10 protein-coding genes are annotated in these 12,697 nt (G+C 37.3%); all 10 read left to right on the top strand.

Annotated features, from left to right (window positions below):
* The coding region (locus tag P9M13_10805; GenBank protein ID MDP8263774.1) for a helix-turn-helix domain-containing protein at positions 1 to 676 on the top strand (676 nt) is incomplete at its 5' end.
* Positions 677 to 696: 20 nt separating this feature from the next.
* Positions 697 to 960 carry a hypothetical protein gene (locus P9M13_10800; protein MDP8263773.1) on the top strand — a complete coding sequence of 88 codons (264 nt, stop codon included), beginning with the start codon at positions 697 to 699 and terminating at the stop codon, positions 958 to 960.
* A gap of 3 nt (positions 961 to 963) precedes the next feature.
* Complete coding sequence (locus tag P9M13_10795) at positions 964 to 1,266, top strand: hypothetical protein (GenBank protein ID MDP8263772.1); 303 nt, start codon at positions 964 to 966, stop codon at positions 1,264 to 1,266.
* A 267-nt stretch (positions 1,267 to 1,533) separates the two neighbouring features.
* Entirely contained in the window at positions 1,534 to 2,625 is a 1,092-nt protein-coding gene (locus P9M13_10790; GenBank protein ID MDP8263771.1) for a DUF2157 domain-containing protein, read from the top strand.
* Positions 2,622 to 3,485 (top strand): DUF4824 family protein, encoded by an 864-nt coding sequence (locus P9M13_10785; GenBank protein ID MDP8263770.1) that lies wholly within the window; start codon positions 2,622 to 2,624, stop codon positions 3,483 to 3,485. Before P9M13_10790 ends, P9M13_10785 begins: the two co-directional genes overlap by 4 nt.
* A 322-nt stretch (positions 3,486 to 3,807) precedes the next feature.
* Positions 3,808 to 4,602: a hypothetical protein gene (locus tag P9M13_10780; protein MDP8263769.1), complete on the top strand. Its 795-nt coding sequence runs from the start codon at positions 3,808 to 3,810 to the stop codon at positions 4,600 to 4,602.
* Positions 4,603 to 4,764: 162 nt separating this feature from the next.
* Positions 4,765 to 6,594 carry a DNA helicase RecQ gene (gene recQ / locus P9M13_10775; GenBank protein ID MDP8263768.1) on the top strand — a complete coding sequence of 610 codons (1,830 nt, stop codon included), beginning with the start codon at positions 4,765 to 4,767 and terminating at the stop codon, positions 6,592 to 6,594.
* A gap of 33 nt (positions 6,595 to 6,627) precedes the next feature.
* Positions 6,628 to 7,854 (top strand): hypothetical protein, encoded by a 1,227-nt coding sequence (locus tag P9M13_10770; protein ID MDP8263767.1) that lies wholly within the window; start codon positions 6,628 to 6,630, stop codon positions 7,852 to 7,854.
* Between the two features lie 137 nt (positions 7,855 to 7,991).
* A complete protein-coding gene (locus P9M13_10765) occupies positions 7,992 to 9,170 on the top strand; it encodes an ATP-binding protein (protein ID MDP8263766.1) in 1,179 nt (392 codons plus the stop codon).
* An 84-nt stretch (positions 9,171 to 9,254) separates the two neighbouring features.
* Positions 9,255 to 12,653, top strand: coding sequence for a glucoamylase family protein (locus tag P9M13_10760; protein MDP8263765.1), 3,399 nt, complete (start codon positions 9,255 to 9,257; stop codon positions 12,651 to 12,653).
* Positions 12,654 to 12,697 lie beyond the last annotated feature (44 nt).

The raw sequence follows: 12,697 nt of genomic DNA, 5'->3' as shown, positions 1-12,697 counted from the left end.
TCACCTATTGATTGAAACCCCAGAAAGTAATCTTTCATTATTTATGCGACAACTTAATGGAATATACACCCAATCTTTTAACCGTTGTTATCGAAAGGTTGGTCATGTATTTCAAGGAAGATATAAATCAATTTTAGTAGATAAGGATAATTATTTATTAGAGGTGTGTCGTTATATTGTATTGAATCCTGTACGGGCAAGAATGGTAAAGAAGGTAGAGGAATGGAAGTGGAGTAGTTATGCGGATACAATTAAAAACGTAAGGGATGGATCAATAATTAGCTCGAGTTTTATTCTCAATGAATTTCACACTGAAATTAAAACGGCAAAAAAAGCCTATGTAGAATTTGTTAAAGAAGGAACAGGGCAAAAAGATTCTTTATGGGGCAAACTACAAAGCAGGGTATTTTTAGGCGACAGAGATTTTATTAAGGGGATAGAAAAACACTTTAAAATATTGGGTGATGAAAAAGAGATTAGTCGAGAAGAAAGATATGCGTGCAGACCACCGTTGAGGGATATTTTTGATGGTGTTAAGAGTAGGGTAGAAAGAAATAAAAAGATTGCGTTAAGCCATATCGAACATGGGTATACATTGAAAGAAATAGGTGAGCATTTAAATGTACATTATTCAACAGTCAGTAAAATTTTGAAAAATTCACAATTCAAGACCTGACCCCAATTCGTATGGGAAATATGAATAAAATGTATAGTAAGGGTGGTTATGGATATGATAAGTATGAAAGCAATTGTTGTGGATTTGGATACGATAGCTACAAAACGGGTGGATTAGTAGTACAATCTGAGCCGAGCAATTGGTTTGAGTATCCGGATATGTTTCCAAGAGATATGCAGGAAGCATTGGAATATATGAACAAAAATAATAAAGGTAATAATGATGCTGGAAGCGGTGAAGGTGGTGGAAGTAATGCAAATAAAGGAAACAATAAAAGAACTTGATATATGAGACCTCTAAATAAAAAAGTAATTATTGGTTTAACTTTATCATCGCTTTATATCGGATTAACGATATATTATAGTTTCTTTGCCGCCGGGGAAGAACCAACAATGAATCTGTTATGGGTTGATGGTATTAATGTTTTTGCTTCTCTTCTCTTTTCTGATATTACAGGTGTACGTTTGTGGACTTATTATGGATACAATATAATAAGTGTAATTATAGGCATTATAGAGTGGTTTTTAATAGGGTATTTTTTTGCTTGGGGTATAAGTAAATTAATAAGAAGATTGAAGAGGTCGAATTAAAAAGAAAAAAAGGGGACAGCGCCCTTTATTAGAAGGAAAATTAGTTTATGCCGAGGCAATCTAGAGTAATAATTCCAAAATTACCGCATCACATAACTCAAAGAGGCAACTATAAACAGACTGTATTCGAAACATCACAAGATTATTAAAAAAAAGGGTCAGGTCTTGAATTGTGAATTTTAATTTGTTATATTGCATTATAGTTCTGGGGACGGATTGAGAACTGTTTTTCGGTATTACCAAGAAATTTGGTGGAGAGTAAAATAGATGAAAAGATTGCCAAAAAATGTTGAGTCAAAAGCTGATGCTCAGCGGCGGGCGGATCAGATTAGGTGTTTTCAGGCGGAATTAGAGCTTCTTGAAAATGAAAAGATTCTATTGATTGATGAGGAGCAGCGTAGTGGTGTTACCGATTACCATGAAAATCTTATATCACAAATGTCGAGCATATATGATATTGATTCAAACAAGCGTGAGAAACAACTTAGCCTCGGAATGAAGGTTGCTTCTCTTTTGGGCGCTCTCGGATTGGCGGCGAGCGTATTCTTCCTATTTTACCAATTTTGGGGACGGTTCTCAACCGGGATACAGGTATCTATATTGACAGCGGTACCGTTTATAACTCTTATTATCACTGTCTTGGCCGCAAATCGTGAAAAAACAGGTTATTTTTCAAAGCTGTTTGGAATGGTTTGTTTTTCATGTTTTGTCCTGAATATTGTTATGCTCGGGCAAATATTCAATATGACACCGTCAGATACTGCATTCGCAGTATGGGCTGTTTTCGCCTTCATGCTTGCGTATGCTACGAATACAACACTGCTCTTGATCGCGGGTATTGTCTGTATAGCGTGTTTTTTGTCTGCGCGAATGGGTGCCTGGTTTGGATTTTACTGGTTTTATTTTGGAGTGCGACCGGAGAATTTCTTGCCTACAGCTGTTTTATTGTTTTTTGTACCGTTAATCCCCCATAAGAAGTTTTCAGGTTTTGACGTAATCTACCGTGTGTTTGGAATGTTGTTATTTTTTATGCCTATCCTGGTATTGTCTAATTGGGGCGCGATCAGTTATTTGAATATCTCGCAGCATGTTATAGAAAGCATATATCAGACGATCGGTTTTGTTTTTAGCTCAATTGCTATATGGTTTGGCATCAGGAAAAGTTGGCCGGAAGTTGTGAATACAGGATATTTTTTCTTATTAACCTTTCTGTACACCAAATTTTTTGACTGGTGGTGGGAATGGATGCCGAAGTATGTATTTTTCCTTATTATCGCACTTACGGCAATTTTGATATTACTTATTTTTAAACGGCTCCGTAATGACGCGACGAAGAAAACGGAAGAGGTGGCAGAATGAAAATATTGTTACCAATACATAAATTATTTGTGCTTGGCGTGCTGGTGATCATTGCTGCAAACAGCGTAGTCTTTTTGTTTATTGTATCTAACCGTTCTGGGCAGCCGGAATCGGTCACAGAATTAACCGAAAGAGAATTGCGTCTTCCGTACAGTATTGATGAAGAAAATAGCGGTCTGGCTCTTCGTTTATCGTGGAGAACATTGGGGAAAGTTGATAAGGATTTCACGTATGGTCACTGGTCTTCTCCGGAGTGGTTCGATTTGCAAAAACTGAATGAATTGGGATTCAAAATAGATGGTGATGTTACTAGCGTGAAAAATAAAAGAAAACTCAAAAGGGCTATACCAAAACAGGTGTTTATTGTGCTTGAATATAACGGTGATCTCTATAAGGAATCTTTGAGAAGGGCGCAGCAGCATTTTGCTGAGGCGCAAAGCGCGTACGAAAAGAACAGTGAGAGTAAAAGGGCTCGTGATAATTTTAAATATGTGAAAAAACAGCTGGAGGAAGAATACAAATCAGAATCCCGTCTTTTCGCGATCGATGCTGGCCTTGATGCGCAATTGTTGAGAGAAAAATATTCTGACCGATCACGGTTCATTATTACCAACGGTATGGTGCGGCCGAGTTATAATTATGGGAAAGAAAACAGTGAAGTATACGGGATTGTCACGGATATTAGTGTGAATAGTATTCATGTGCCTCTGGATAAGAGGATAGTGTTTGACGTGATCTTATTTCATGATAAAATCGACAGCAGAGAACCGAAATTACCCCGCTTCACGGTTGAATTAGCTTATGGCAGCCGCTATGAGCCATGGATCCTGAAGGTTCATATGATCGAAGAAAAGTTATAATGAATTGGTACAGCAACCATTTAGTACAGATTAATACTAAAAGACAAACTAATGTGGGCAATAAGCGCCAATAGTGAATGAGAGAGTACGATATGTACGAAAGGATCGATATGGTTGTTGCTTATACCACTGATTGTTTTAGTATGATTCTAAAAAAAATCAGGACACTCTTTTTAAGTTATTCGTTGATTAATAGATACAATGTGATTTGAGTGAAGCCTATAAAAATTGCAATAAAATAAAAAAACCAGATTGTAAACTTGAAAACATTTTCATAAAAACAGTAAGAATAATGAAGTATTATCTTTAAAATGGGGGAACAATGAAGCTGATAGAAAAAAGTATAATTTTTATTTGTCTAGGGATTTTACTACTTGTGACATTCGGTACGGGCAATTGCGCGGAATCGAATACATGGGAAATCAGGCAAAAGGGCAATATCGTTGAAATTTATTACCAGTCAGATACAGGTAAAGCCCAATATGCAGCACTGCATGTTGACAGTAGCTATTTTCGCATGGTTTACAGCCCGAAGGCGGGATGGGGAACATCGGTAATATTGATGCCTTCTTTTTGGACTAAAAGCAGATATTATCAAGGTGCCAGGATAAGTTATACCTGGAAAATTGAAGGAAAGGATGCTGTTGTTAATTTTAAAGGAAGCATTGCGGGACTGCAGGCGGAAGGGAGAATAAAACTCTTACCACCTCGAAAGAACGTATTTGTTGCTAAAGTGAATGTGCAAGTCGAGGGAGATGTAAAACTTGATAAAAGCCATAGATACGAAACCTATAAACCAATTATGCTTTCATCAATGCATATATCAAAAGATGTATGGGATACAAACAAAGCTTATGTTGGAAAAAAAAGATATTCTATTCCTGGAGAGGGATGGTTGAAACAGATACCGTCCAGCGGAAAAAATTTTGGGCTGCGGGGAGGTTCCTCAAATTGGAAAAAGAATGCACCGTCTATAGGTATTGTACTTGATAAATCTATGAGGGTATCAGGGTGGATAACGAAAAGTAATAATCCTAATGATGACAATGTCGGTTTTTGGGTTGCATCGAGAAAAATTGTGCGTTCATTGAAATATGCTATTGTAGTAAAACAATAAACCGGAAACTCTTCTTAACTCATATACTGATAAATAGCTGAAACGTAATTGTGTTGATAATGGCTAACCAATTTAGAAGATAACAACTCCTAGAATAGCGATAAATAATCTTACCCAATAGAATGGATTGTTCTCTCATAGACGAAAGAAATAAGGATATAGATGATGCAGAAAATGGATGAAATATATGCGGCTTTGAGGCAGTACTGGGGATATACTTTGTTTCGTCCTTTGCAGGAAGATGTGATCTCATCGATTTTGAAAGGGCAGGATACTTTGGTTATGCTTCCAACTGGGGGAGGGAAGTCACTATGTTTTCAGCTTCCCGCGATGCTTAAGGACGGTATGGCTGTCGTTATTTCACCTTTGATCTCACTTATGAAAGACCAGGTTGACAGTCTTGTAGATATGGGTATTTCCGCGGCGTATTTAAATTCCAGTCAGAAGGCAAAAGAGCGCGCGTCAGTAATAAAAAAGATCCAAAATGGTGAGGTGAAACTTTTATATATTTCTCCTGAACGGTTGCAAAATGATGCGGCGGTTACTCTTTTAAAATCAGTTCCACTTTCATTTTTTGTTATCGATGAAGCGCATTGCATTAGTCACTGGGGACATGATTTTAGGGCAGATTATCGAAACCTGAAGATTATTAAGGAGTGGTTTGAAGGGATTAATGTTCATACCTTTACCGCTACAGCCACGGAGGAAGTTCAGCGTGATATAGTTCAACAGCTTGGATTGCATGAACCCGGTATGCATATCGGAGGGTTAGACCGCGCAAATTTAACCTATCGCATAAGACCACGTTCTAAAATCATAAATCAGATAAAAGATGTCCTGGAAAAACATCCGGATGAGGCAGGGATTATTTATTGTTTGCGTCGAAACGATGTAGATAAAATTTCAAAACAATTGAACCTTCTCGGTTATAAAAACCTGCCTTATCATGCCGGTCTTTCGGATGATATGCGCAGGCAGCATCAGGATAAATTTGCACTTGAGGAGGTAGACATAATTGTGGCGACGGTGGCCTTTGGGATGGGTATTGATCGTTCCAATATCCGTTTTGTGATCCATGCGGCGATGCCAAAAAGTATCGAACACTATCATCAGGAAACTGGCCGTGCCGGTCGTGATGGACTTAACTCGTATTGCTATATGTTTTATGGAGGAAATGACTATCGTACTTTGAGTTCTTTCATTGGTGAGTCTCCTAATCAAAAAGTCATGATGGATAAGTTAAGTTTATTTTATAATTTTTGCACGTGTCCAAAATGCCGGCATAAAGTTTTGGTAAACTATTTTGGGCAGAACTATCGGGATGGTTCTTGTGATGCATGCGACTATTGTTTGAATGAACTTGATATGGTTGATGGCGCGCTGATAGTTTCCCAGAAGATATTATCTTGTGTGGCAAGAGTGAGGATGGGTAGAGATTACGGGTTTGGAGCTGACTATATTGTTTCGGTATTGCAGGGAAAGAAGATCGAACAGATTATGTCTAGGGGAGATCAGAATTTGTCAACATTTGGCTTAATGGCCGATGAATCGGTTGTTTTTATACGTTATATGATCGAACAGTTGATAGGGCAGGGTTTTTTACAGAGAGATATGGATTATTCAACGCTTTCGCTTACAGATTCAAGCAGGCAGGTATTGCGCGCTGAAAAAACGCCTGTTTTGGCTAAGCCGTTAATAACGGTAAGAAAGAAAGAGATTGCAAAAAGGCAAAGGGAAAGCCGCGAGATGGATTGGAGTGGTATTGATCGCGAGTTATTCAGTTTGCTGCGTGAAGAAAGAGCAAAACTTGCTCAGAAGAAGCGTGTTCCGGCATATATTATCTTTGGTGATAAATCCTTAAAGGATATGGCATTGAAAAAGCCAGTGACCAGAGAAGAATTCGCGGACGTTTTTGGAGTGGGAGAGAGCAAAGTGGAATTATATGCCGAAATATTTACAGCGGTAATAAAAAAATCGGGAAACTCTTATTAAATCTTTTGAGATAAAAGAGAAGCTCATAATGTTATGAATAAAATATTGTCGTATATATGTTTAGTTTTTTTCTTGATGTGGGGTACGGGCTCATTTGCAGATGAAGGAAATAAATCAATAGATAAACATGAGCTTGAAAAGCGAGTAGAAAAACATCTCAAGGATGATAATGTTTCGCTTCGCCATAATGTTAAAGATGTATATTCTCTGGTGGATGTATATGTAAAAGAAGGTAGTGTTGAAAAGGCAATCGAGTTATATGAAGCCGCTCTGCGTTCAGACAGCTGGAATTTGGAGCGACAGCTTAAGTATGCAAATTTGTTATTCCAAAAAGGGGATGTTGAATCTGCTCAGGAGAGGGCAACATTAGTTTATGAGTATGCTGAAGACGAACAATTGATTAAGCAGGCGCACAAGCTGCTCAAATCAACTGGTTATAATGTTCAGCCAAGTATACATGATAACAGTAATAAGACGACACCTGGCTCAAAAGTACTTGTTATTGTGCCTATTGGGGAGGTTAATAAGGTGCTTTTGAATGAAGTCGTAGATCAACTGGAGAAAATCATCGGTATAGATATTGTAATATCCCAAAAAGCTGTTAACCCCGGTGCAATTGATCGTAATAATGCGGGGAAATATGTTTCTTTTGTGATGGAAAGGATTCAAAAAACAGTAAAACCAGAGTTTATAAAACATGTTATGAAGGAAAACAATCTTAGCGATAGTGATATGAAAACTTTTATCGGCCAAGTATGCTTTATAGAAAGTTTTATGAAGAAAACAAAGGTGCCACCAGAATCAATTGCTGAATTTAATGTAAATGTAAAAAAGCTGACAAAACAGGGGCAATATAATGCTGACCGTTTGCAGTCTCTTGTTCTGAAAAAGGCTAAAGAGGATAAGAATCAAGATGCGGTGGGCTATTTGGGGGTTACAGAAAAAGATATGTATGCGAAAGAGAATAATTTTCTATTTGGATGGGCTAGAAAAGGTGTCGGCGTAATGTCGTATTGCCGTTTCAGGGCTGATTTTAATAATGAGCCTCAAAATAGAGAGCGATTGCGCAACAGGACGGTAAAGCAGGCAATTAGCAGCATATTTTTTGTTATGGGCATTTCTCGATGTTCAAATCCAAGCTGTATTCGGTCGTACCCGCATAATTTGATGGAGCACGATCAAAAGGGTATTAATCTGTGCACGTGGTGCAGGAAGAAATTAGATAGTTTCAAAAAGCCAAAAAAGGCAATTACTAAATAGGAGCACTATCTTTAGTCTTATATGTGAATATTATACCAAGGTATAAAAAGTTTGACAATATTTTATACTTTGGTATAATAATCTTATATAGAAGTTTGCATCATTATATGTAGATAGGATGATTATTGGAGAAAGTAATGATTAAAAGATATTTAGAAAAATATATTATAGAGGATCTTAAAGATAAAATGGTTTTTATCTCTGGCCCAAGACAGGTCGGTAAAACAACCATTTCCGACCAGGTTGGGAAAAGTGCCTTTCCTAGCAAATATGCCTATCTAAATTGGGATAATCGACAAGATAGAAAAATTATTCTTGCAGATACTTTTCCGACAGATAAAAAATTACTGATTTTTGATGAAATACATAAATATCAAGATTGGAAGAACTATTTAAAGGGCGAATATGATAAATATAAAGATAGATTTAAGATATTGGTAACAGGAAGTGCTCGATTAGATGTATATAAAAAAGGTGGTGATTCGTTGCTTGGGCGATATCGTTCCTTGAGACTACATCCACTCTCACTTGCGGAGCTGATGAACAAGCAGCAGGATAATGGCGCTTTTACAGAACTAAAATTTTTAGATAATAACAAAGAATCTATAGAATTATTAAATCAATTGTTCAGATTTGGCGGATTTCCTGAAATATTTTGTAAGCAAGACGAAAGAACATTACGGCGCTGGCATAATGAGAAGATCGATAGGTTGATAAAAGAAGACATAAGAGATATTGAAAATGTGAGGGATTTGTCGTCATTGCAAGTCTTGGTTGAATTATTGCCAAATAAGATTGGTTCTCTCTTTTCTGTAAATTCATTGAAGGAAGATCTAAGAGTTACCCATAAGACTGTATCGTTGTGGGTTGATATATTAGAGAGATTTTATTACCATTTTAGAATATATCCTTTTCAAAGCACACTTATCAAATCACTGAGAAAAGAGCCAAAGATCTACTTGTGGGATTGGGCTGAAGTAGAAGATGAAAGTATAAGATTTGAGAATATTATTGCATCGCATCTTTTAAAGTTTTGCGATTATTTATTTGATGTAGAAGGGTATAAAGCAAAACTTCACTATATTAGAGATGTTAGTCAGAGAGAGGTTGATTTTCTCGTGACAATAAATAATAAGCCGTGGTTTTGTGTAGAAACAAAAAAATCATATAAGGGTATTTCTGATAACTTGCGTTATTTTTCGCGGAAATTAAAAATTCCTTATGTTTATCAAGTTGTTAAGCAAGAGGGTGTTGATTCTATTAAAGACGATATTCGTGTACTCAGTGCAAGTAAATTTCTTAGTGCGTTGATATAGAGCGAAAAGTAACATTTTTTTTGAGTATTTAGGGGAATTACGTTTTTAGTTACCTGTTACAAATAAGTTAAAAGGGGTGTCCCGGTGCGGTGGGTGTTTTTTGCTGTTTGTTTCTTTGTGGTTTTTGTGTTTCCGACTTATGCTCATACGGGTAAGTCTTCAGTTCTCCTCATAGATGATTTCAATAAACGTAATTCCTATAAAAATCTTTTAGGCGGCTGGGTTGGCGGGGATACTGCTGAGCCGGGTGTTTGTAAGGTATCCTACGAGTCTAATCCCAAACTTACCTTTGGAAAATCAGGTAGTTCATTGAAGCTCGCCTACGATGTCAGAAAAAAAGGATCATATTCATATTCTGTCTTGTCCACAGGGAATCTGTTACCTATTCAAAAAAAATTCATGGAAGAAGCGAAATATCTGAGTTTTTGGGTGAAAGGTGAAAAAGGCGGGGAAGATTTCAGGATTGAATTGCACTTTGATATTAATGGTGATGGGCGTTACCAATACGGTGATGATATTGCGAGCAATGTGGCAGTGCAAAATTATGTGTCTGGCAGAAAAGTCGATAGATCGTGGCGGAAGGTGTTTATTCCTATCAGACATTTTAAAAGCAGTGCAGATCTATCAAAACTGTGTGAGATCGTCTTTGTGTTTGATAATGACAGTAAAAGAAGGAAAAGCACAATCTATATTGATGATATTCTTTTCGGTACGTTATCTTTACGAAATGATAAGAGCAATGCGGTCTTACTTCGGAACAATTTTTACAGTAATGGCAAAAGAGTACATAAAGTGTTTTTGTATGAGGATCAAAATACCGTTCAAGTAAAGACCAAAGGGGACGGGGCAGAAGTCGTATGGTTTGAGCTGTCTCAGGATAATGGTAAAACGTGGCAACGAATAGACTCTTCTTACAACAACGGCTCAAATGTATTTACGTTTACTTTTGATGATACAAAGTTCCAACAAAATAAAGATGCTCTTTATATCCGTCTCAGTTCTGTTACTCCCAAAGGCAGTGTGCTTCCACTAAAGCCATGCAGAGCCAGATACTCCATACCGCGAATGAATACCAATGCTTTTCTGGATCTTCTTGAGAAAAAGGCGTTTTTATATTTTTATGAAAATCAAAACATGGAAACAGGACTTTTTCGTGATTGTGCGGGTTTTGGTGATTCAAGTATTGCGGTAACCGGTCTTGGCTTAACAGCTCTTTGTATAGGTGCTGAACGCGGGTGGATAGATAAAAATGAAGCCAGACGTCGCGTTCTTCTAACGTTCAAGACTTTTTGTGGAGGAAGTAAAGATCATCATTATAAAGCTTATGACAAAGATGGTTTCTTTTATCATTTCCTTAAGTACAATACTGCCAAGCGGTCAGGAAAGTCTGAGATATCTACCATAGATACCGCTATGCTATTATGCGGCATGATTACCGCTGGTGAATATTTCGGTGGTGAAATAAAAGATATGGTTCCATCGATATATAAGAGAATGGATTGGCTTGCATATAGAGATAAAGATGTACGGGATGACAGGATATTACTCCTGATGGGATGGACTCCCGAAAAAGGATTTCTAAAGGGCAGATGGGACTATTATTCAGATGAAACAATGCTTGTGACATTGCTCGGGGCAGGGTCTCCGAACAATGATGTTCCTGCTCGCATATTTTATGATTGGAAACGTGAGGTAGGCGCTTACCGGGGAGGTGACCAGTTTGTGTATTCTTGGTACGGGTCGCTTTTTACTTATCAGTATGCGCACCTCTGGTTTGATCTAAAAGATGTTTTTGATCGTGAAGGAATAAACTGGTTTGTAAATTCTGTTCGCGCTACTTCAGCAAATAGGCGTTTCTGTATTGACCATGCTCATGAATATAAAACATACAGCCCTAACATGTGGGGTATTACTTCTGTCGCGTTGCCGCGTGGTTATACGATGAGTCATGGAGTTATTCCAAACGGAGAAAATATCTCCTCGTATGATGGCACGATCTCTCCCCTAGGGATCGGGGCATCTATAAACTTTACACCTTTACGCTGTATGTCAGCGCTTCACTACATATATCAAAAATACCCGCTTATCCATGGGAAATATGGTTTTAAAAACGCATGTAATCTTGATGAAAATTATTACGCTAGGAACAACTATGGTCTTGATATAGGTGTTTTTCTTGTTGCGGTGGAAAATTTCCGTACCGGTTTTGTCTGGGACTGTTTTATGAAAAATAAATATGTCTTGCAAGCGATGCGTAAAACCGGCTTTGCAAAAGATGTATATCACAACAATAAAAGTGAAAAGATAAAAGGCATACAAAAAGGTATTGATTCGTTCATAAAAAAAAGACACAAAAATGCTAAAGATATAAATAATGCTCTATCTCTAATGGAACAGCTCATTGCAATTGGGCATAAAGATGCTGCTAAGATTTTTGCCGAAAAATATGAAAAGGTGTACAGCACGATTTTGCGTGTCTTGGATAATGATGATCTTGCCCTGCCGCGTGGAGAAAGAAACTATATTCGATTTGTATGCTTTCTCAGGCAATATCGCTTTGAGGAAGCCCAAAAGTGTTTTGACAAGTTTGTGATGAATCTTAAAGAAGCAAGTTTGGAATACCGAAAATATGCTAATACAATTAAGAAATATACACAGAGGTTACTGACAATGAAAATGACAGAGTTGTATAGCGATCAACTCTACAAGGACTACCTAACCCTTTGTTCGTCTACTCGTGATACATCTTTACATGAAGGGATTAAAGAAATGGCTGGAGATGCTTTTTATAATGGATCGTATGACAGCTCATTTGCGTTTTATAAAGATTATGCGGATAAATGCCGGGATGTTTACGCACACGATGATTATTTGGCTTTGTGCGGGGGGATAGCGCTGAAGTTTTATGATATTAAAAGGTATGGTTATTCCGCGCATTTTGATTTTGTGAAGTTAAAGTGTATGGATGAGAGTGAAAAAAAAGATGAGTTTTATCAATCACATACAAAGGAACTTATTAAACGATACTATGATGTTGGATCTTATACTGTTTCTAAGAAAATGTGCGATATCTTTTTAAAGAGTTTATTGGCCAGTGAGGAATCGCCCCATGTGTTATATGTAAGAGGTATGTGTAATAAAAAATTAAAACGCTATGATGAGGCAATAAATGATTTTAAAGCGGTTTGTGCATCTAATGATGTAGATGCATTGCACGAAAAAGCTTTGCTTCAGCTGGGTGAGTCATATATGGCTATGAATGATATGGAAAATGCGAATGAATGCTTTGATAAAGTTATAGAAAATCATAAAACCAGTAACCTTGCAATAATCGCTCTTTTCAACAAAGGGTTGATTCATTATTATCAAAATAATTATCAAGAGGCGCGTAAGTGTTTCTCTGAAACGTTGCAAGGGGACACTAACCTTGCGAAGCAGGCGCGCTACTACATGCAAATCTGCGACAGTAAAAAAGCAAAATAGTATTTCCTCACGCACGCATTTCAGGTATAATGACTATCCGATAC

This window comes from Candidatus Ancaeobacter aquaticus (genome assembly GCA_030765405.1).
Classification (GTDB): Bacteria; Auribacterota; Ancaeobacteria; order Ancaeobacterales; family Ancaeobacteraceae; genus Ancaeobacter; species Ancaeobacter aquaticus.
The sequence above is the reverse complement of the archived record's forward strand: the minus strand, read 5'-3'. Positions and strand labels throughout refer to the sequence as shown.

Coding starts and splice junctions, on each gene's coding strand:
- P9M13_10800 (MDP8263773.1), top strand. CDS start 697: ATGAATAAAATGTATAGTAAGGGTGGTTATGGATATGATAAGTATGAA.
- P9M13_10795 (MDP8263772.1), top strand. CDS start 964: ATGAGACCTCTAAATAAAAAAGTAATTATTGGTTTAACTTTATCATCG.
- P9M13_10790 (MDP8263771.1), top strand. CDS start 1,534: ATGAAAAGATTGCCAAAAAATGTTGAGTCAAAAGCTGATGCTCAGCGG.
- P9M13_10785 (MDP8263770.1), top strand. CDS start 2,622: ATGAAAATATTGTTACCAATACATAAATTATTTGTGCTTGGCGTGCTG.
- P9M13_10780 (MDP8263769.1), top strand. CDS start 3,808: ATGAAGCTGATAGAAAAAAGTATAATTTTTATTTGTCTAGGGATTTTA.
- recQ (MDP8263768.1), top strand. CDS start 4,765: ATGATGCAGAAAATGGATGAAATATATGCGGCTTTGAGGCAGTACTGG.
- P9M13_10770 (MDP8263767.1), top strand. CDS start 6,628: ATGAATAAAATATTGTCGTATATATGTTTAGTTTTTTTCTTGATGTGG.
- P9M13_10765 (MDP8263766.1), top strand. CDS start 7,992: ATGATTAAAAGATATTTAGAAAAATATATTATAGAGGATCTTAAAGAT.